The sequence below is a fragment of the Nocardia sp. NPDC019395 genome (assembly GCF_040632335.1).
Lineage (GTDB): Bacteria > Actinomycetota > Actinomycetes > Mycobacteriales > Mycobacteriaceae > Nocardia.
Map to the genome: position 1 here is coordinate 25650 of NZ_JBEYBT010000021.1, position 21102 is coordinate 46751.

18 protein-coding genes are annotated in these 21102 nt (G+C 66.6%); 14 read left to right on the plus strand and 4 right to left on the minus strand.

Features of this window, described 5'->3' with window-relative positions; all coding sequences use genetic code 11:
• Positions 1 to 356: 356 nt before the first annotated feature.
• From ABZ827_RS27955 to ABZ827_RS27980, 6 genes are all read left to right on the plus strand, one after another.
• Complete coding sequence (locus ABZ827_RS27955) at positions 357 to 1607, plus strand: NarK/NasA family nitrate transporter (RefSeq protein WP_357242828.1); 1251 nt, start codon at positions 357 to 359, stop codon at positions 1605 to 1607.
• Positions 1600 to 5292 carry a nitrate reductase subunit alpha gene (locus ABZ827_RS27960; RefSeq protein WP_357242976.1) on the plus strand — a complete coding sequence of 1231 codons (3693 nt, stop codon included), beginning with the start codon at positions 1600 to 1602 and terminating at the stop codon, positions 5290 to 5292. The genes ABZ827_RS27955 and ABZ827_RS27960 overlap by 8 nt, the downstream gene beginning before the upstream one ends.
• Entirely contained in the window at positions 5292 to 6977 is a 1686-nt protein-coding gene (narH, locus tag ABZ827_RS27965) for a nitrate reductase subunit beta (RefSeq protein ID WP_357242831.1), read from the plus strand. Before ABZ827_RS27960 ends, narH begins: the two co-directional genes overlap by 1 nt.
• The gene (narJ, locus tag ABZ827_RS27970; RefSeq protein WP_357242834.1) at positions 6974 to 7816 is read left to right on the plus strand and encodes a nitrate reductase molybdenum cofactor assembly chaperone; all 843 of its coding nucleotides are present in this window, start codon (positions 6974 to 6976) and stop codon (positions 7814 to 7816) included. The genes narH and narJ overlap by 4 nt, the downstream gene beginning before the upstream one ends.
• Positions 7813 to 8574: a respiratory nitrate reductase subunit gamma gene (gene narI / locus ABZ827_RS27975; protein ID WP_357242837.1), complete on the plus strand. Its 762-nt coding sequence runs from the start codon at positions 7813 to 7815 to the stop codon at positions 8572 to 8574. Before narJ ends, narI begins: the two co-directional genes overlap by 4 nt.
• Before the next feature lie 144 nt (positions 8575 to 8718).
• Positions 8719 to 8940: a hypothetical protein gene (locus tag ABZ827_RS27980; protein ID WP_357242840.1), complete on the plus strand. Its 222-nt coding sequence runs from the start codon at positions 8719 to 8721 to the stop codon at positions 8938 to 8940.
• A 106-nt stretch (positions 8941 to 9046) separates the two neighbouring features.
• On the opposite strand, the gene ABZ827_RS27985 is transcribed toward ABZ827_RS27980, so the two are convergent.
• Positions 9047 to 9514 carry a DinB family protein gene (locus ABZ827_RS27985; protein ID WP_357242979.1) on the minus strand — a complete coding sequence of 156 codons (468 nt, stop codon included), beginning with the start codon at positions 9512 to 9514 and terminating at the stop codon, positions 9047 to 9049.
• Between the two features lie 106 nt (positions 9515 to 9620).
• Here ABZ827_RS27985 and ABZ827_RS27990 point away from each other — a divergent pair, with 106 nt between their 5' ends.
• The 3 genes from ABZ827_RS27990 (at position 9621) to ABZ827_RS28000 (ending at position 12829) form a co-directional block, all read left to right on the plus strand.
• Entirely contained in the window at positions 9621 to 10352 is a 732-nt protein-coding gene (locus tag ABZ827_RS27990) for a GNAT family N-acetyltransferase (RefSeq protein WP_357242843.1), read from the plus strand.
• Between the two features lie 218 nt (positions 10353 to 10570).
• Positions 10571 to 11467 carry an SDR family oxidoreductase gene (locus ABZ827_RS27995; protein ID WP_357242846.1) on the plus strand — a complete coding sequence of 299 codons (897 nt, stop codon included), beginning with the start codon at positions 10571 to 10573 and terminating at the stop codon, positions 11465 to 11467.
• A gap of 195 nt (positions 11468 to 11662) precedes the next feature.
• Positions 11663 to 12829, plus strand: a complete 1167-nt coding sequence (locus tag ABZ827_RS28000) for a thiolase family protein (protein ID WP_357242849.1) — start codon at positions 11663 to 11665, stop codon at positions 12827 to 12829.
• A 122-nt stretch (positions 12830 to 12951) separates the two neighbouring features.
• Here the strand turns inward: ABZ827_RS28000 and ABZ827_RS28005 are convergent, their stop codons facing one another.
• The gene (locus tag ABZ827_RS28005; protein WP_357242852.1) at positions 12952 to 13467 is read right to left on the minus strand and encodes a C40 family peptidase; all 516 of its coding nucleotides are present in this window, start codon (positions 13465 to 13467) and stop codon (positions 12952 to 12954) included.
• 277 nt (positions 13468 to 13744) lie between these two features.
• Positions 13745 to 14326: a helix-turn-helix transcriptional regulator gene (locus ABZ827_RS28010; RefSeq protein WP_357242855.1), complete on the minus strand. Its 582-nt coding sequence runs from the start codon at positions 14324 to 14326 to the stop codon at positions 13745 to 13747.
• Positions 14327 to 14416: 90 nt separating this feature from the next.
• Here ABZ827_RS28010 and ABZ827_RS28015 point away from each other — a divergent pair, with 90 nt between their 5' ends.
• The 5 genes from ABZ827_RS28015 to ABZ827_RS28035 all read left to right on the plus strand — a co-directional run bounded on the left by ABZ827_RS28015 (position 14417) and on the right by ABZ827_RS28035 (position 19750).
• Entirely contained in the window at positions 14417 to 15007 is a 591-nt protein-coding gene (locus tag ABZ827_RS28015; RefSeq protein ID WP_357242858.1) for a methyltransferase domain-containing protein, read from the plus strand.
• Between the two features lie 153 nt (positions 15008 to 15160).
• On the plus strand, positions 15161 to 17617 hold the full coding sequence (locus tag ABZ827_RS28020; protein WP_357242860.1) for a CocE/NonD family hydrolase: 2457 nt from the start codon (positions 15161 to 15163) through the stop codon (positions 17615 to 17617).
• 104 nt (positions 17618 to 17721) lie between these two features.
• On the plus strand, positions 17722 to 18732 hold the full coding sequence (locus ABZ827_RS28025) for an adenylate/guanylate cyclase domain-containing protein (protein ID WP_357242862.1): 1011 nt from the start codon (positions 17722 to 17724) through the stop codon (positions 18730 to 18732).
• 125 nt (positions 18733 to 18857) lie between these two features.
• Entirely contained in the window at positions 18858 to 19145 is a 288-nt protein-coding gene (locus tag ABZ827_RS28030) for a DUF1330 domain-containing protein (RefSeq protein ID WP_357242865.1), read from the plus strand.
• Positions 19146 to 19336: 191 nt separating this feature from the next.
• On the plus strand, positions 19337 to 19750 hold the full coding sequence (locus ABZ827_RS28035; protein ID WP_357242867.1) for a hypothetical protein: 414 nt from the start codon (positions 19337 to 19339) through the stop codon (positions 19748 to 19750).
• 78 nt (positions 19751 to 19828) lie between these two features.
• Here ABZ827_RS28035 and ABZ827_RS28040 read toward each other — a convergent pair whose 3' ends face one another.
• Positions 19829 to 20995, minus strand: a complete 1167-nt coding sequence (locus ABZ827_RS28040) for a BTAD domain-containing putative transcriptional regulator (protein WP_357242870.1) — start codon at positions 20993 to 20995, stop codon at positions 19829 to 19831.
• Positions 20996 to 21102 lie beyond the last annotated feature (107 nt).

Consider the following 21102-nt stretch of genomic DNA (forward strand, 5'->3'; position numbering starts at 1 on the left):
AGCGTAGGAGTGCCGGTCGCGCCGGAATCGGTCAGGTACCGGAGGACGGCGGGCAGTCCGCGGATATCGCGAAACTCCCGGGTTCGCGGATGGCTGCACAACTCGACCTTCGTAGAGGCAGAATGAGCCTGCCTTCACCTTCGCTCGGACAATGTGCGGGCGGGGAAGGGCTTCGCCCGGCGGTGCCCGTCGGGCAACAGAACGGCCGTGAGTCACCGATAGCGCAGCACAGCGGCGGGGCGTGGATTGTCGTCCCGGCCGCGTTCGATCACCGAAATCGCCCGTCGAGCGGTTTTTAGTGCACTGCCGCTCCACCGGCGCAGAGAGTTTGCCGGACGACTTCCCTGGGAGCAAAGGTGGCCTCTTCGATTCCGCTGAACGCCGGCCGGGCCGTGACCGGCGACCACACCATGACCGGCGGGCGCACCCTGATGCTGGTTCTGGCGACGGTGGGGTTCGTCATCAACTTCTGGGCGTGGGCCCTGCTCAGCCCGCTGGCGCCGCGGTTGCGTGAGCATCTCGGGCTGAATTCCTTCGAGGAATCGCTGGTGGTCGCGGTGCCCGTGATCGTGGGGTCGCTCGGGCGCATTCCGGTGGGTGCGCTGGCCGACCGATACGGCGGGCGAGTGATGTTCCCGGTGGTCTCGTTGATCACCGTGGTGCCCGTGCTCTTTCTGGGGCTGGCCGGCGATACGGGGCTGGTGGCGCTGCTGATCGGCGGGTTCTTCCTCGGCGTCGGTGGCACGGTGTTCGCGGTCGGGGTGCCGTTCGTCAGCCGCTGGTTCCCGCCGGAGCAGCAGGGGCTGGCGATCGGGGTGTACGGGATGGGCATGGGCGGTACCGCCATCAGCGCGCTGACAACGGTGCAACTGGTGGATATGGGCAGTACCGCGACCCCGTTCCTGCTGTGCGCGGTTGCCCTGGCGGTGTACGCGGTGGTCTCCTGGTTCCTGTTGCGCGACGCTCCCGGCCGGACCGCGCCCGCCGAGTCCATGACGACCCGGTTGAAGCAGACCGTGCGACTGCCCGCCACCTGGGAGGCTTCGGCACTGTACGCGGTCGCTTTCGGCGGGTTCGTCGCGTTCTCGGTGTATCTGCCGTCGTATCTGCGCACCGCCTACGACCTCTCGCAGGCGGACGCGGCCAACCGGATGGCCGGGTTCGTACTGCTCGCGGTGATCATGCGGCCGGTCGGTGGCTGGCTGGTCGACCGATTCAACGGGCCGGTCGTTCTCGCGGTCACACTGGGTTTCGTCGTCGCCGCGGCCGTGGTCCAGTCCGCTACCCCCGACTTGATGCCGGTCGGCACTATCGCGTTCCTCGTACTCGCCGCGGCGCTCGGTGCGGGCAGCGGTGCCACGTTCGGTCTGGTCGCGTTGATCGCGCCGCCGGGCAAGGTCGGTGCGATCACCGGGTTCGTGGGTGCGGCCGGTGGGCTGGGCGGTTTCGTGCCCCCGCTGGTGATGGGAGCCATCTACGAATCGACCTCCGACTACGGGCCGGGTCTGCTGGCGCTGGCCGCTGTCGCGCTTGCCGCGCTCGTGTTCACCCTGACGGTCGTGCGCCGCGAAGTGGCACGTCAGGGCGGGAGGTTCGATGATGCATAAGCGAAGTGGCTCCGGTCGCGCGCGGCTCGACGACGAGCTCACCGGCGCGCTGGTGGGTACCCGGCGGTTCTTCACCCGGGCCGAGGTTTCCGCGGATCGGCGGTCGATGTACGAAACAGGTGGTCGCCAGGCCGACGAGTTCTACCGGGACCGCTGGAGTCACGACAAGGTGGTGCGGTCCACGCACGGGGTCAACTGCACCGGATCGTGTTCCTGGAAGATCTACGTCAAGGACGGGATCATCACCTGGGAAACCCAGCAGACCGACTATCCGTCGGTGGGACCCGACAAACCGGAATACGAACCGCGCGGCTGCCCCCGCGGCGCCGCGTTCTCCTGGTACACCTATTCGCCGACGCGCGTGCGCTACCCCTATGTCCGGGGTGTTCTGCTGGAGATGTACCGGGCGGCGAAGAACGCCATCGGCGACCCGGTTCGCGCCTGGGCCTCGATCGTCGAGGATCCCGAGGCGGCGGCGCGGTACAAATCGGCGCGCGGTAAGGGCGGGCTGGTCCGCGCGACCTGGGACGAGGCGACCGAGATGATCGCGGCCGCCCATGTGCACACCATCGAACGGTACGGCCCCGACCGGATCGCCGGGTTCTCGCCGATTCCGGCGATGTCCATGGTGTCGCATGCCTCGGGCGCCCGGTTCGTCTCGCTGATCGGCGGGGCGATGCTGTCGTTCTACGACTGGTACGCCGACCTCCCGGTCGCGTCCCCGCAGGTGTTCGGCGATCAGACCGATGTGCCGGAATCGGGGGACTGGTGGGACGCCGGCTATCTGATCATGTGGGGGTCGAATCTCCCGGTGACCCGCACCCCGGACGCGCACTGGATGGCCGAGGCCCGCTACCGCGGTCAGAAGGTCGTCGCGGTATCCCCGGATTACGCCGACAATGTGAAATTCGCCGACGAATGGCTGGCCCCGCATCCAGGTACCGATGGGGCGCTGGCCATGGCGATGGGGCATGTGGTGCTGCGGGAATTCTTCGTCGAGCGGGAAGTCCCGTATTTCACCAGCTATATCCGGCAGTTCACGGATCTGCCGTTCCTGGTCCGGCTGGACGAGACCGACGGCGGGTATCTACCGGGAAAGTTCCTGACGGCCGCGGATCTCGACGAGTACATCGGCACCGAGAACGCGGCGTTCAAAACGGTGGTGCTCGATGCCGAGGGCATGCCGGTGGTGCCCAACGGCTCGCTCGGCTACCGGTTCGGCGAAACCGGTAACGGTCGCTGGAATCTCGATCTCGAAGGAGCGCTACCGCGGCTCACGATGCTGGGCGGGGACGCGGCGACAGTACTGCTGCCGCGGTTCGACACCACCGGTGGCGGCGGTGCGACCGTGCAACGCGGTGTGCCCGTGCGCCGGGTGAACGGACACCTGGTGACCACCGTTTTCGATCTGCTGCTGGCGCAGTACGGGGTGCATCGCGAGGGTATGCCGGGACTGTGGCCGGTCGATTACGACGATCCCGCGCAGCCCTACACCCCGGCCTGGCAGGAATCGATCACCGGTGTCCCGGCGGCGGCTGTGCTGCGGATCGCGCGGGAATTCGCGGCCAATGCCGAGGAGAGTCACGGCCGCTCGATGATCGTCATGGGCGCCGGGACCAACCACTGGTTCCATTCCGACACGATCTACCGGGCCTTCCTCACCCTGACCACGATCACCGGATGCCAAGGGGTCAACGGTGGTGGCTGGGCGCACTATGTGGGTCAGGAGAAATGCCGGCCGGTCACCGGGTGGACGCAGCTGGCGTCGGCGCTGGACTGGTCGCGGCCGCCGCGGCAGATGATCCAGACCGCGTTCTGGTACCTGCATTCCGATCAGTTCCGCTATGACTGGTTCGGTGCGGACACCCTGTCGGCCGCGCGCGGCGGCGGCCGGCTGGCCGGGATGACCACCGCCGATGTGATCGCGCAGGCGTCCCGTCTGGGCTGGATGCCGTCGTATCCGACCTTCGATCGCAACCCCCTGGATCTGGTCGACGCCGCCGAAAACGACGGCGGATCGCTGGCCGGATACGTGGTTTCGGAACTGCGGTCCGGACGGATGCGTTTCGCCTGCGAGGACCCCGACGCACCGGAGAACTATCCGCGGATCCTCAGTGTGTGGCGGGCCAATCTCCTGGGTTCTTCGGCCAAGGGCAACGAGTATTTCCTCGAGCATCTGCTGGGTACGCAGTCCTCGCTGCGGGCCTCGCCGACCCCGGCCGGCGCCCGGCCACGCGATGTGGTGTGGCGGCCGGAGGCGCCGCGCGGCAAACTCGATCTGCTGCTGACCCTGGACTTTCGGATGACCAGCACCACGCTGTTCTCCGATGTCGTACTGCCCGCCGCCACCTGGTACGAGAAACACGATCTGAACACCACCGATATGCACCCGTTCGTGCATTCGTTCAACCCGGCGATCGCGCCGCCTTGGCAGACCCGCACCGACTGGGATGCCTTTCAGACGATCGCCGAGAAGTTCAGCGAGCTGGCGGGTCCGCGGCTGGGGGTCCGCAAGGATGTGGTCGCGGTACCGCTGTTGCACGACACCCCGGACGAGCTCGCCACCCCGCACGGGCGGGTGGCGGATTGGAAGCACGGGGAAGCCGAACCGGTACCGGGGATCACCATGCCGAAACTCGTGGTGGTGGAACGCGATTACGGCGCGATCGGCGCGAAGATGCGTGCACTGGGCCCGCTGGCGGAAAAGCTCGGGGCCACGACCAAAGGCGTAACCTTCGATCTCGCGCCCGAGGTCGACTATCTGCGGCACAAGAACGGCATGATCCGCGGCGGCCCGGCCGACGGCAGACCGTCGCTACAGCGCGGAATACAGGCCGCGGAAGCGATACTCGCGCTGTCGGGTACCACCAACGGCCGCCTGGCGACCGAGGGCTTCCGCGCCCTGGAACAGCGCACCGGCGTGCGGCTGGCGGATCTGGCCGCCGAAAACGAGGGCAAACGCATCACCTTCGCCGATACGCAGGCCGCGCCGGTTCCGGTGATCACCTCCCCGGAATGGTCCGGCTCGGAGACCGGCGGCCGCCGGTACTCGCCGTTCACCATCAATATCGAACGCCGCAAACCCTGGCATACCCTCACCGGCCGCCAGCATTTCTATCTCGACCACGACTGGATGGCCGAACTAGGTGAGTGGCTCCCGGTCTACCGGCCACCGCTGAATATGTCCGCCCTGTTCGGCGAACCCGGGCTGGGGTCGACGGGCGAACTCGGGGTCACCGTCCGCTATCTCACCCCGCACAGCAAGTGGTCGATCCATTCCGAATACCAGGACAACCTGTTCATGCTGAGCCTGTCGCGGGGTGGTCCGACGATCTGGATGGCGCCGCGGGACGCCGCGAAGATCGGGGTCGCCGATAACGAATGGGTCGAGGCGGTCAACCGTAACGGGGTGGTGGTGGCGCGGGCCGTGGTCTCGCACCGCATGCCGGAAGGCACGGTGTACATGTATCACGCCCAGGACCGGCTGATCGACGTTCCGATCAGCGAAACCTCCGGGCAGCGCGGCGGTATCCACAATTCGCTGACCCGCCTGCTCATCAAACCCAGCCACCTCATCGGCGGCTACGCGCAGCTCAGCTTCGCGTTCAACTATCTCGGACCCACCGGAAATCAACGCGACGAGGTGACGGTGATCCGTCGCCGCGGTCAGGAGGTGAGTTACTGATGCGGGTCATGGCGCAGATGGCAATGGTGATGAACCTGGACAAATGTATCGGCTGCCATACCTGTTCGGTGACGTGCAAACAGGCGTGGACGAACCGGTCCGGTGTCGAATACGTCTGGTTCAACAATGTGGAAACCCGTCCCGGACAAGGATATCCGCGAACCTACGAAGATCAGGACAAATGGCGGGGCGGCTGGGAGCTGAACCGCAAGGGCAACCTGAAGCTCAAGGGCGGTGGGCGGTTCCGGAAATTGTTCACTATTTTCAGCAACCCGATAATGCCCGAGCTGAGCGACTACTACGAGCCGTGGACCTACGACTACGAGAACCTCACCACCGCTCCCGCCCAGCAGCACACCCCGGTCGCCCGGCCGAAATCGCTGATCACCGGAAAAGATACGAAAATCGAATGGTCCGCGAACTGGGACGACGACCTCGGCGGCGCCACCGATTACGGCGACCGTGACCCGCTGCTGAGCAAACTCGCCGAGAAGGTCCGTTTCGAATTCGAGCAGACCTTCATGTTCTATCTGCCCCGGATCTGCGAGCACTGCCTGAACCCGTCCTGCGCGGCCTCGTGCCCGTCCGGTGCCATCTACAAACGCAGTGAGGACGGGATCGTCCTGGTCGACCAGGACCGCTGCCGGGGCTGGCGTATGTGTGTTTCCGGCTGCCCGTACAAGAAGGTGTATTTCAACCACCGCACCGGAAAAGCGGAGAAATGCACCTTCTGTTTTCCGCGGGTGGAGGTCGGCCTGCCGACCGTCTGCGCGGAGACCTGCGTGGGCCGGTTGCGCTATATCGGCCTGGTGCTCTACGACGCGGACAAGGTCCTCGAAGCCGCGGCCACCCCCGACGAACACGACCTCTACCAGGCGCAGCGCGATGTTTTCCTGGACCCGGCCGATCCCGAGGTGCGGCGCGAAGCCGAACGTGCCGGCATCCCGTGGGATTGGGTCGAGGCCGCCGACCGTTCACCGATCTACGCGCTCATCAACACCTACCAGGTCGCGCTGCCGCTGCATCCGGAATACCGCACCCTGCCGATGGTCTGGTACATCCCGCCGCTGTCGCCGGTGGTCGATATCGTCCGCGATACCGGTCACGATGCCGAGGACTACGGCAATCTGTTCGCCGCCATCGAGGCCCTGCGCATCCCGGTGGACTATCTCGCCCAATTGTTCACCGCCGGAGATCCCGCACCGGTTACCGAGGTATTGCGCCGCATCGCCGCCATGCGCAGCTATATGCGCGATATCAATTTCGGCCGTGAGCCCCAGGAGCGGGTCGCCGAAGCTGTCGGTATGACCGGTGAACAGCTCTACGATATGTTCCGCCTGCTCGCCCTGGCCAAATACGATGAGCGCTACGTTATTCCACCCGCGCACGCCGAACAGGCACACGGTCTGGAAGAGCTCGCCACCGAATGCAGCCTGGATTACGAAGGCGGCCCGGGAATGACAGGTTCGGGGCCGTTCGGGGAGAGCTCGGGCGGGGTGTCGCCTATCGCCGTGGAGAACTTCCGGATGCTGCGCAATCGGCAGACCGCGGACACCGCCGCCTCGGTCGGCGGGCAGGGTCGTGCGAACCTGCTCAATTGGGACGGGAAAGCCCCCGACGGTCTCTTTCCACCGGCCGGGGAAAGTAGCGCGAGTTCCGGCGCCGATTCGGAGCCGCAGCGATGAAATCCGCGACGAAACTCGATCCCGCCACCCGTGCCGCCGCGTGGCAGGCGCAATCACTGCTGCTCGGCTACCCGGACGAAACCCTGCGCCGCAATCTGGAACTTCTCGGCGCGGTAGCGGCGACCCTGCCATTGCCGGTCGGGGATCCACTCGCCCGGTTCCTCGCCCACGTTCAGGCGTGCTCGCCGTTCGAACTCGCCGCCGACTATGTCGCGACCTTCGACCACCGCAAACGCTTCAGCCCCTACCTCACCTATTTCGCGTACGGCGACACCCGCAAACGCGGTGTCGCACTCCTGCGTTTCAAACAGGCGTATCAGGCGGCCGGTATGCGGTTGAGCGAGGACGAACTACCCGACCACCTTTCCGTAGTCCTCGAATTCGCCGCATCCGGTCACGCCGAGACCGGCTTGCGATTACTCACCGAGCACCGCGCCGGCCTGGAGCTGATGCGCCGCGGCCTGCACGACACCGGTTCGCCCTGGGCCGACATACTCGACTCCGTCGTCGCGACCCTCCCCACCCTGGCCGGCCGCGAAGAGGACGCCATCGCCCGCCTCATCGCGGAAGGCCCCCCGGAAGAAGCCGTCGGCCTAGCACCCTTCACCCCACCCCAATACCTCCCCGCCCCCGCAGCTCATCCCCCCACCCCCGCAGTCCATCTCCCCACCCCCACATTCCCCACACGGTCCACCTTTGCGGTCGGGGCCCGCCCCGGCTCTGCAGCGACAGAGCGAAGGAGCGCAGCGACTGAGCGCCGGAGTGAAGAGCCGGGGTTAATAGGGCCCCGACCCCGCGACGCCGGAGGCGGCGCCATAGATAGAGAGGTGCGTCGATGAATTCCACATTTCACGCCGCCGCAGGCCAAGAACTCACCGCGGTCGACATTCTGCTGTGGGTGGCCCTGCCCTACGCCGCGATCGCGATCTTCCTGGTCGGCCACTACTGGCGCTACCGCTACGACAAGTTCGGCTGGACCACCCGCTCCTCCCAGCTCTACGAGAACCGCCTGCTCCGCCTGGGCAGCCCCCTTTTCCACTACGGAATCCTCTTGGTGATCCTGGGCCATATCGTCGGCCTGCTCATCCCCGAGGGCTGGACCGAATCGATCGGTGTCAGCGAACCCGTCTACCACGCGCTGTCCGTCGGTCTGGGCGTGCTCGCCGGTATCGCGACCCTGATCGGCGCCGCGATCCTGATCTACCGCCGCCGCACCACAGGTCCGGTGTTCTCCGCGACCACCCGTAACGACAAGATCATGTACATCCTGTTGATCGGCACACTGCTCCTCGGATTCGGTACCACGGTGATCAGCAACGCCACCGGCAATCCGCACGACTACCGCCAGACCGTATCCCCGTGGTTCCGCTCGATCCTCTCCTTCCGCCCCGACACCGACCTGATCCTGGCCGCCCCGATCGGTTTCCAACTCCACGTGATCGCCGCCTGGCTCCTGTTCGCCTTCTGGCCCTTCACCCGCCTGGTGCACGTGTTCTCCATGCCGATCGGTTACCTGACCAGGCCGTACATCGTCTACCGCAGTCGCGATGTGGAACTGGGGTCGCGCCGGGAGCGGCGGGGCTGGGAACGGGTGTAGTAGACGGCTCCGTTCGGCCGCCCGTATCCAGCGGGTGCACACGGTGTGCGCTGGACCGGTCACTGAAGCACGCGGGCCCTGATTCTTCGCCAGATCGCCCTGTGCCAGTCCGTCCTCACTGACACCTATCGAAGGTGACACCATATGCATATGCCCTTCGAGTGGATCACCGTCGACGTCGACGCTGATGACCTGGCCACAATCAAGGAAGCGGCGGTGCGCACGCAGACGAGTGAGGCCGAAATCATCAGGGAAGGTATTCACTTGGCGGCCCTGCGGGTACGGCGACGCTCCTCCGAGCCGCTACATCTGCGTTGGTTCGCCAGCGGAGACGCCACTCTGGCGGGCCGTGTAGCGGAGCTCTGAGGCTCCGGCTCCGGCACGGGACGGGCAGAACCGCGGGCCGGCGCGACCGAGCGCAGCTCCGACAGCGTCCGTGTCGATTCGGTCGAAGCCGACGTCGAAGTACGCTTCAGTCGGCGATCGACCCGGTCGCGAGGATCTGCTCGACCAAGATGTCGGCATGTCCAGCATGGCGGGCGAGTTCCTCGATCATATGTGCGCAGATCCAGGCGAAGCTGACTGCTCCGCGTCGGTAATGCACGAAGATATCGCCGTCCGCTGCGGTTCGCGCGATCTCCCGCGACCTAGCAGCGGCAGCCTCGTATTCGGCGATCACCTGGTCCAAGGTCTGTTCGGGCGGGACAGCCCAGCCCTCATCATCGCCTCGGGCGTAGCCGTCGCACTGGGATTCTGTGAGTCCGCCGACCGTACGCTGAAACCAGACGCGCTCGGCGGCGGCGCAATGTTTGACCAGCCCGATCGGTGTGGTCAGTGATGGGACGAGCCGTCGGCGACTCTGTTCGTCGGTAAGGGATCCCACAGCTCGAATCAGTGCGGCACGATTGGAGTCGAGCACTGCTTCCCATTCCCTGCGCATCACACCAGTCAGGCTAGGCGGACCGGGAGATGCCCTGCCGATCCCCTCGGTGCCGGGTTCGTGCACCGGAACTGCCGACGCGGTACGGCCGATGCATACTCACGAAGTGGCGAACGACGAGAGATGTGGGACAGCGCTCGACCTCGATGACGGTGTGCTCGACGACCCGGTGGGCGAATCGCTGCGGGGGAGTCACGCGCATCTGGCCCGCAGGCTCGGCGGGGCCGCGACCTACCTGCCGGGAATCGCGACCTTCGCAACGGTCGGCCGCGACCCGGGCCCGGGGGAGTGGGCCGATCTGGCTCGATTGCTCGGTGCGGGTGAAGTCGCCGATATGTTCAGCTGCGCGGCGCAACCACCGCCGGAGTGGGAGCCGGTTCTCGTGCTGGAGGGCCGGCAGATGATCTGGTCCGGTACCGGCGGGCCCGACCGGCTGGATGCCACCGCCGACTCCGAGGTGGTCGAATTGGGCGCGGACAGCGCATCCGAGATGCTCGACCTCGTCGCACGTACCCGGCCGGGACCGTTCTGGCCGCGTACGCACGAACTCGGGACCTATCTCGGGATCCGCGACAACGGCGCGTTGGTGGCGATGGCGGGTGAACGGCTCCGGCCGCCGGGATGGACCGAGGTCAGTGCGGTCTGCACCGCTCCCGAGGCGCGCGGGCGAGGTCACGCCAGCCGCCTGATCCTCGAGCTCGTGTCTCGTATCGTGGCTCGCGGTGAACGTCCTTTCCTCCATTCGGCCGAGGCGAACACCGGCGCCATCGCCCTGTACGAGCGGCTCGGCTTCCGGACTCGGAAACACGTGACCTTCAGGGCGTTCCGCGCGCCATAGCTGTCGCGTCTATCGGATGATGTCTGCTCGATCGCCGGCGTCCGATTCCCGGCGGCGGCCCTGGAGGTGGCCCGGACGCCGGCGACGCTGACCGATCCGTACGCGACTCGATAGACCGTGTTCCCGCCGACACCGATGGTCACGACGTGCTCACAAGGCGCGAACGCCTGCCACTGCCCTCTTTCGGGAGCGTGATCAGCGGGTTTATCGTCAGTTCCATGACCGCCTTCACCGGCAAGGTCGCACTTGTCACCGGCGGCGCCCGCGGTATCGGTGCGGAGGTCGCCCGGCGGTTGCGTGCGCGGGGTGCGCGGTTGGTGCTCATCGATAACGATTCGGCGCCGTTGCGGGAGCTCGCCGTGGAATTGGGCGGCGAAGAGCATGTTGTGGCGGTTTCTGCCGATGTGTGTGATCTCGCCGCGGTGGAGAACGCGGTGGCGCGCGGGGTCGAGCGGTTCGGTGGCATCGATATCGTCGTGGCGAACGCGGGTATCAGCAGCTACGGGTCGGTCCTCACGGTGGATCCCGCCGCTTTCCGGCGGGTGGTCGAGGTCAACCTCATCGGCAGTTTCCACACTGTCCGTGCCGCTTTGCCGTCGATTGCCGAGCGGCGGGGCTACGTGCTGATCGTCTCCTCCATTGCTGCCTATGTGGCGATGCCGGGGCTGGCGGCCTACGACGCCACCAAAGCCGGAGTAGAGCAGTTCGCGAATGCGTTACGGCTCGAAGTCGCGCACCTCGGTGTCGGGGTCGGTTCCGCGCATATGTCGTGGATCGACACATCGCTGGTGCGGGAAGCGCACGCCGACGTTCCTGCTTCCGTGCGAGCACGCGCCACGATGCCGCGACCGCTCCGTAAAGCGATCCCGGTGCGGGAATGCGCCGCGAGGTTCGAACGGGGGATCGAGCGGCGTGCCGAACGGATCAACGTCCCGGCCTGGGCCGGTGTGCTGCGCTGGCTCCGGCCGCTGCTACACACGCCGTTGGTCGAACGCGTGAGCGGCCGGGCCGTTCCGACCTGGCTGTCGGATATGGATGCCGAGGTCGTCGGGCTCGGACGTTCGCTGAGTGCCCGCGTGCAGGCGCTCGGCAAGAGTAGGCCGGCGTCGGAATAGCTGTCCGGGGACGCATCGGTGAACCGTCCGCAGTGCGAAATCGTGCCGCTTGTACGGCGAGTGTGCCCCTTCCGGATCGCCGTGCAGGTGCGCCGGGTGAGATTTCGGATCTGGTCTCCTGATGCGAATAGGTGTTAACTTATCCTTGAACGGCCGCTAACTTGGCGACCGTAACGAGCAGCTCAGGAGGGGCCCATGCAGTCCGCCGTCATCGTCGATGTGGTTCGCACGCCGTCCGGGAAAGGCAAGATGGGCGGGGGTTTGTCGGGGGTACATCCCGCGACCCTGCTGGCCGGGGTCCTCGAGAAACTGATCGAACGCAACGACCTGGATCCCGCGCTGGTCGACGATGTGGTGGGCGGATGTGTCACCCAGAGTGGCGAGCAGGCGTTCAATATCTCCCGGACCGCGGTGCTCGCGGCCGGATTCCCCGACTCGGTTCCGGCGACCACCGTCGACCGGCAGTGCGGGTCCAGCCAGCAGGCCGCGCATTTCGCGGCGCAGGGTGTGCTGGCGGGTGCCTACGATATCGCGACCGCCTGCGGTGTGGAGTCGATGAGCCGGGTGCCCATGTTCTCCAACGCGCAGGGGCAGGACGCCAACCGCGGGCCCATCGCGCACCGATACCCGGAGGGGCTGGTGCAGCAGGGGATCGCGGCCGAGATCCTGGCCGCGCGGTGGAAGTTCGACCGTGCGACCCTCGACGACTTCGCGGCGCGCTCGCATCGGCTGGCGGCCGAGACCGCGGCGGCGGGCGGGTTCGATCGGGAACTGGTCGCCGCCGGTGAGCTGACCGCCGACGAAACCATCCGGGCCGGGTCCACCCCGGAAAAGCTCGCCGGCCTGAAACCGGCATTCACCGACGAGCAGTACGCGCAGCGCTTTCCGGAGATCAACTGGTCCATCACGCCGGGTAACTCCTCGCCGCTCACCGACGGTGCGTCCGCGGCGCTCATCATGAGCGAGCAGATGGCGGCGAAGCTGGGGCTCACGCCGCGGGCCCGCTTCCACTCGTTCGCGGTAATGGGCGACGACCCGCTGCTCATGCTGACCGCACCCGTACCGGCATCGAAGAAGGTACTGGACCGGGCCGGTCTGACAATCGACGATATCGACGCCTACGAGGTGAACGAGGCCTTCGCGCCGGTGCCGCTGGTGTGGCAGCACGAACTGAACGCCGATCCGGAGAAGCTGAACCCGCGTGGCGGGGCGATCGCGCTGGGGCATCCGCTGGGTGCCTCGGGTGTGCGGATCCTCGCCACCATGGTCAATCATCTGGAGCAGACCGGTGGCCGGTACGCCCTGCAGACCATGTGCGAGGCGGGCGGGCTGGCGAACGCCACGATTATCGAACGTCTCTGATTTCCATCGGACCGCTTTCCCCGGGCCGGTGCCCGGGGAAAGCGGTCCGTGTGGTGCGCCGTGGGCCGGGGCTGTGGTTCGGGCTTGCCGCCGGATCGAGGGGCCACGGCACGGGCCGCGGGTCAGAAGCGGCGTGCTCCGACCACGGGCGAATACGACATGGGCGATATCTCCACCGTGGTGGTCGCGGCGTGGATCACGTTGCCGTCGCCGGCGTACAGCGCGGAATGTCCGCCGCCGCTGTAGGAGATCACATCACCGACACGTAGTTGGTCGAGAGATACCGGGGTGCCGGCGGAGAGCTGTGACCAGCTCGTGCGCGGTACGTCCACTCCGGCCTGCTGGTAGGCCCATTTCACGAGCCCCGAGCAGTCGAAGGTGTTCGGACCGGTGCCGCCGGTGACGTACGGGGCGCCGAGCTTGCTGCGCGCCGCCTGCACCGCGATATCACCCACAGGTGGGGCGGGTGCGAATTGGGGCGCGGGAGTTCCGATACCGGGGATTCCGGTCGGTAGGGGGATCTGATCGGGGACTTCGAAGCTGCCGAAACCGGGCACTTCGACCGGTCGTGCTTCGGCGGGGGCGGCTGTGCAGAGGATGGTGCCGGCCGCGGCGGCGAGGATGGCCATAACGGCCATGCGTTTTCGGACTAGCGGTACTGACTCCATAATTGCGGTCCTCCGTGCTCAGGTCGAGAGCCGGTGGATCGCAAAAACTTTCACCGCACATGCGCGGCGAGAACATTCACCGACTGCTCGAACAGCGTTGGAAATACACCACAGCTATATGTCGGTCCTGCAAACCCGGGGAGTCATATTTCGCCGTCCGTCGCTCATGCTTCGGAAACGACACGGACAAGATGCCTAACGAAACGGTAACTATATGTGTTCGCCCAGCGTATGAGGTATATCGAAATTACGACGGGCGATACCGCGCCTTGATATGGAACCGTTCGCCCTGCGGTCCGTAGATGCTCAGATATTCGACCGGATGTTCGTCGGCGTTGCCGAACCAGTGGGGGAGATGGGTATCGAATTCCGCGACCTCACCGGGGGTCAGCACCATATCCCTGTCGCCGAGAATCAGACGCAGTTTTCCGTTGAGGACATAGAGCCAGTGATATCCCTCGTGGGTGCGCGGATCGGGTTCGGCGGCGGCGCGGCCGGACAGGATCTGCTTATAGGCCTGCAGGCCGCCGGGCTTGCGGGTGAGCGGGATGAAGGTCTGGCCGTGCCGGGTCACCGGGCGGATGTTCACGCGCGGGTCGCCGGTCTCCGGGGCGTCGACGAGTTCGTCCAATGGGACATGATGGGCCTTGGCCAGGGGTAGGAGCAGTTCGAGGCTGGGTTTGCGCTGTCCGGATTCCAGCCGCGACAGGGTGCTGACCGGAATGCCGGTGACCTCGGATAGCGCGGACAGGGTGGTGCCGTTGCGTCGCCGCAGCTCACGCAACCGCGGGCCGATCGCGTTGATGACATCGCCGAACTCCTCGAACATGAGACTATTGCAGTTCTGGCAAATAAATTTGTCAAGTTGCCGGTTTGCCCGGATGCTGGTGGCAACCCCCGAGGAGAGCAGGAGATATCGATGGACCAGCAGTTCTGGGACGATATGTACGGCGAGACCGAGCAGCGCTTCAGCGGTCTGCCGAACGACGCGCTGGTCACGGAGGTGACCGGTATGTCACCCGGACGGGCGGTGGACCTCGGCTGCGGCGAGGGTGCGGATGCCTACTGGCTGGCCGAACAGGGCTGGCAGGTGACCGCGGTGGATATCTCGAAGGTGGCGATCGACCGCGCGTCGGCCGGGCATCCGGAGATCTCGTGGCAGCAGGCCGATATCGCGGTCACACCGCTACCGGCCGGATCGTTCGATCTGGTGTCGGCGCATTACTTCCCGATCGAGATCGAACCCGGGCACGCCACGATGCGCGGCCTGCTCGAGGCTGTCGCGCCGGGGGGCACCCTGTTGTTCGTCAGCCACGATCCGACCGAATTCCCGGAGCCGGAGGATCATCCGCACAAGTTCGATCCCTACGCCTACTACCAGCCCGCCGATATCGTCACGCTCCTCGACGACAGGTGGACCGTGGAGGTGAACGATCTGCGTGACCGCAATCGTCCGGCAGCCGGTCACCAGGTCAAGGACCTCGTCCTGCGTTTGCGGCGCGTGCGCTGATCGCGGCCGGACGGCCCCCTCCGGAAACCTTGCCGCCGAGGGTGCGTGAACATCCCGGACCTCCGCGCGTCGATACCGCTCATATGAGAGCTGATTGCTATCGTCTGCGGCATCTGTGCGCGGAAACCGGAACCATCAGGTGGAGGGTTGTTCATGCGGCTGTACCGGGTGCACGTGCTCGCGGCCGCGGCGGCCGTCACCGCGGTCGTACTGGCCGCGATCCTGGTGGTGGTGCAGGCCGTCCGGCAGCCGGTCCACCAGGACACCTCGCCCGCCGTCTCCCCGGCGGAGCTCGCCCAGCAATGGACGGGCACCCATGACGGACCGCAGCCCTACTCCGACGCGCATATCGACAAAGACGTGCACATCACCATGAGCGACGGCGTGACGCTGAAAGCCGATGTGTACCGGCCCGCGCAGGCCGGCGATCAGGTGGAGACCCGGCCGCTGCCCACAATCGTCACCATGACGCCGTACTCGAAAATGATGAACAGCCTGATCGATTCGGCGATCAACAACCCCGAGGCGCAGCGGTTCACCATGGACCTGGTGCGCCGGATCAACCTGTCCGGCACCCCGATCAGCGGTTTCGAGGATCTGCTGCATGCCCTCGACGGCGGCACCGTCGCCACCGTGCTCGGGCTGGACAGCAAACTGGTGCGGGCCGGCTACACCGTGGTCTCGGTGGATGTGCGCGGCACGGGGCAGTCGCAGGGATTGTGGGACACCCTCGGGGAGCGCGAACAACTCGATACCCGTGAGGTGATCGAATGGTCGGCGGCGCAGCCGTGGTCCAACGGGCGGGTCGCGATGAGTGGTGGCTCTTATTCGGGGATCAATCAGTTGCGCGCGGCCGAGAACGCACCGAAACCGTTGCAGGCCATCTTCCCGGTGGAACCGGGCAGCGATCTCATGCGCGATGTGGTGGCGCCCGGCGGCGGCGTGGGCGTGACCTTCCTGCCGCTGTGGCTCACCCAGGTGAACCGGGCCAAGCTCATGCCGGATGTCAAGGCCATGCTCAACGGTGACTTCGACTGGCAGTGGCTTTCCGACCGGCTGGCCGACCCCGCGACCAACTACGACCTGCTCGCGCAGGCGCTGCTCACCCCGTCGCTGCAGGATATGCCGCCCACTCTGGCCGCGGCACTCGACGAGAACAGTCCGTTCCGGGAAGGCATCACGGGCCATCCGGAGAAGATCACCGTTCCGACCTTCGTCTACGGCGGCTGGCACGATATTTTCGCCAACAGTGCCACCAAGCTCTACAACGATATCCCGCTGCCGCCGGGCCGCAAACAACTCATCGTCGGCGACACCTATCACGCGAATCCCGGCGCCGGAACCGGAAGGCCGGGCGCCCCACCACGTTTGGATGTGCTGCAGCGGGCCTGGTTCGACCACTGGCTCAAGGATATCGACAACGGTATCGCCGAATACGGCCCGGTGATCGTCTGGCAGCAGGGCGGCGGCTGGGAAGTGCTCGACCAGTTCCCGCAGCCCGGGATGACGCATCGGCGGGTGTATCTTTCGGCCACCCCCAGCGGTACCACCAGTGAGAGCGTGCACGACGGATCACTGATCGGACAGCCGGGGGACAAGGCGCAGCTGACGGTGGCTCCAGGGCTGAGCACGGTCTGCTCACGGGATGCGGCGCAGGGGTCGGCGGGGATCGCCTCGGCGTTCGACGCATGCGCCAAGGACTCCCGGATCGCCGAACACGGCGCGCTCACTTTCACCAGCGCGGAGGTCGCCGAGCGGACCACGGTATCCGGCCCGATCAATGTGCACCTGAACACCGTCCACGATGCCACCGACGGCTATTGGAGTGTGACGGTGAACGATGTATCGCCCGACGGCACCTCGCGGGTGCTGAGCACCGGGCAACTCACCGCCTCGCTGCGGGCCATCGACGAGTCGCGCAGCACCCGCTCGCCGAACGGTGATCTCACCGCACCCTTCAACCCGATCACTCTGGACAGCGTGCAGCCGGTGACACCCGGTGAACCGGTCGCGCTGGATATCGCGGTCATCCCGACCCAGGCGGTGCTCGAACCCGGCCACCGGCTCCGGCTCGACGTTTTCGCCGCGAACGCGCCCAAAGCGCTGGCCTTCCGGCCGATGCTCAACGACACCGAACTCAAACCCCAGCATCTGGCGCTGGACCCGTCGGCGCCGAGCTTCGTCAACTTCCCCACCGACCGCCCCCTGCCCGATGCGTCGGGCCGGCCGGCCGCCGTTCCGAAGTCCGCTGCGGTTCAGCCCGCACCCGCGGCCCCGAGCTCATCCGCGGCACCGACCCGGCAGGCGGCCCCCACTTCGGGTCCGGCGCAGGCGCCGAGGTCCGCGGTAGTCCCCACCTCGCCCGCCGCGCCGGCCTCATCAGTCGCCCCCTCCACCCCGGCGCAGCCTGCCACCCCGTCCGCGCAAGCTTCTCGACCCGCAGATGCTCCGCAACCCTATGAGGCCCCGGTACGCCGGGATTCTCCGCAGTCCGAGCCTGCCGCGCCGGGGGCCGGATCGCCGGAGCCCACGCAACCTCCGTCGCCGGCGACTGCGACCACGACGGTCCCGCAGTACACCTCCCCGCGGTCCGCGACACCGCCGTCCTAGGCGGACGCCACCTCCGCGGTCACGTCTCTCGACCATGATGCAGATCACCGTCCTATTCGCCCGGTCCGCCCGCGGGGTCGCTACCACGTCGTAAGGTTTCGCCCATGGTGTCGCAGGAGAGGTCCGAACTGGTTCGGTCGGCGGCGGAGACGAGCCTGCTCGCCGGCAGCCGGCGTTACAACCGCCGGGAAGTGGCGGAGAAAGCCGGGGTAGCACCGGAGCTGGCACGTCGGCTGTGGGTATCGCTGGGTTTCCCGGCCAGCGCGGACGACAGCGCGCCGGATTACACCGATTCCGATATCGCGGCCATCCACCGTCTCCGTGAGGTCGGCGTTCTGGCCGACGCCGATACCCGGCAGCAGGCCGGCACCGCCCGCACCATCGGGCAGGCCATGGCGCGGCTGGCCGAATGGCAGGTCGATCTGGTGCTCGACGAGATCGACCGCCGGGTCGCCGCGGCCGGTCCCGGAGCCGATCCGGACCTGGTCACCCGCGCCGCCACCGCGGAAACAGTGGAGCTGCTGGAGAGTCTGCTGTCCTATGCCTGGCGGCGGCATCTGGACGCGGCACTCACCCGCCATCTGGAGGAGACCGGCCCCACCCAGGATTCGACCAGGACCCTGGCCGTCGGCTTCGCCGATATGGTCGGCTACACCCGCCTCACCCGGCACCTGCACCCCGACGAATTGTCCACGCTGCTGGAGGCGTTCGAATCGACCACCACGGCGGCGATCGCCGAGAACGGCGGCTGGGTGGTCAAGAACGTCGGAGACGAAGTGATGTTCGCCGCGGAATCCCCGCTGGCCGCGGCGCGGATCGCGGTGGCCGTCCAGGAATCCACGATGACCGTGGGCACGACGCCGGAACTGCGGGTCGCGGTGGCCTACGGTCCGGTGCTGCAACGCTTCGGCGACCTGTACGGGTCGGTGGTGAATATCGCGGCCCGGCTCACCGGTGTGGCCCGGCCGGGCACGATCCTGATCGACGACGGTGCCGCGGCGGAGCTCGACGGGGAACGGGAGTTCGCCATCCGGCATCTGCGCAGTGTCCGGGTCCGCGGATTCAACCGCCTGCGCCCTCATCTGCTCCGGCGAAACGGCAAGTCCGCGGACTGATCGCAGGGTCCCGTTCGGCGGGACCCCGCATTTCACGATATGGGATTCTCGCTATCGGAAATGGCGTTATGGGTATGGTCGGCGGAGGAGTCGATCATGGCTCATACGTGGAAAAGGAGACCAGGATGGCCAAGGGCTATGTCATCGTGACCGAGTCGATCAAGGATCCGGCGGGTATGGCCGAATACGGCAAGGCGGCCGCGAAAGCGATGGCCAAAGGTGTCACCGTCCTCGCGGTGGACACCAAGCCCCAGGTCCTCGAGGGGGAGTGGCCCGCCACTCAGACGGTGGTACTGGAATTCGAATCCCCGGAGGCCGCCCGCGCCTGGTACGAATCCGAGGAATACCAGGCCGCGATCCCCCTGCGGCAGGCCGCGGCGGACTGTAATGCCGTGATCATCAACGGCCTGTAAGGGGCCGAGTCACCTTCCGAAGACCGTGGGCCGAGGCTGGTAAGCCGCCGGAAAGGGCCCCGGTAAGAGCGGGTTGCGAACCTGAAAGCACGGTGCGAAGACGCACTCCGGACAGTTCGGACGCGGTACGACATGCGCCACAGTGGGCGTCCGAACCTGTTCGTGCTGACAGGTTTCGGGAGGAGACAGACATGATGAAGTCCAGGATCGGCCGGATGGGTGCGCTGCTCAGCGGACTCGCGCTGGCAGGGGCGTCAGCTCTGGGGGCGGCAGGAACAGCGTCGGCGTCGACCGACGGTGGGTGTGGGGACACCTCGTACGCCCACGCGTGCATCAGCATGGAGGACGGCGTCGTCCATTACAGCGGGTACACCGATTTCGCCAAGGGCTCCGGCAAGGTTCACCTGATGCTCTGGGATTACACGGAGGTGCCGGGTGGTGTCGTGGTGTTCACGACCGATTTCCCGGTCGCTACCGGACCACACCACTACCGGCCCGGCGGCCTGGCCAACCCGGCTCGCGGGCACGATTACAAAGCGGAGATGCGAGTGGACTGGGGTGTGGGCAAGGACGATGTCTACCTGAGCCCCGATCTGTTCGCTTGATCCGGAGGACCGGGATCGCGGCTCGATTCGGCGGGTGCGCTACTGCCCGATCCCTTTCTCGGGGATCGGGCAGTTCCATTACTCCGTTGTACTCGAGTCTTCTGCCGGACGTGCTTCGATCCTGGTGAAAATCATTGTTGTGGAGCCGATCTGGATAGTGTCGGCGTCCTCGAGTGCCACTGCCCGGTCGATACGGTCACCGTTGACGGCGACACCGTTCTTCGAATCGAGATCGTGGATGATCGGGCCGACCGAGTTCTGGAAAATCCGGGCATGGAAGCGGCTGACCTCGACGTCGTCGAGTACGAGATCGTTATCGGCTCGGCGGCCGATCTTCAGGCCGGCCGGGCCGATGGGAATCAGCCGGCCGTCGTCGAGCCGGAGTCGTCCGGTGGGCCTTTTGGCGTCACGGGCCACGGTGGGTGCCGCGCGAAGTGCGTCGGTCAGCGGTGGCGGTTGCGGGCGCGGGCCCGCCGGCTCCTGGTTGAGGATCTTGCGTTCGAGTTCGATCAAGGCCGGGCCCGGGGGTACCCCCAGTTCGTCGTCGAGGATCCGGCGCACTCGCCGGAGGGTTTCCAGAGCGTCCGCCTGCCTGTCCCGCTGGTACTGCGCGGTGGCCAGCTGTGCCCACAGCGGCTCGCGGAGGCGGAGTGCGTTGTCGTGTGTGAGGCCGGTGAGTTCACCGATGAGGTCCGCACTCGATCCGCGCGCCAGATCCGCGTTGATGCGGGCCTCCAGGCAGTTCCAGCGGATCTCGTCGAGGACCACGCCGGCATTGTCGGCGAATTCGAATCCACGCAGATTCGACAGCGGCGCTCCGCGCCATTCGGCCAGCGCCACGCGATACATCCGCGCGGCATGGGCATGGTTACCGGTGGCGTACGCGGCAGCGGCAGCGGCCCTGCTCGATTCGAAACGCGCCAGATCACAACAGGCGTCATCGATGGTCAGCCGGTAGCCGGCCGCCGCCGAGCCGACCACGGCAGTGTCGTCCACAGACTGATTTCGCAACCGTTTGCGCAATTTCGAGACCAGCACATGCAATCGCGCCGACGCGGTCTCCGGCGCGTCGGCTCCCCAGATCCCCCGGATGATCTCATCGGACCGGACGACTCGATCGCGATTCAGCACCAGCAGGGCGAGCATGGCCAATGGATTACGACCCCCGACCGCGGCAGCCGAATCGCCGACCCGTAGCTCCACCGGGCCCAGCACACGCAGGTCGATCCGCACACCCCCGCGCAACCCGAGTACCTCCTTGCGATTTCCTCCGTGATCGTACAGCGGCCGCAACGGCCTGAGAACGACTGGGCGAGACTGCAGGTCCACGGTCTGATCGAGGTCCCGTTCGG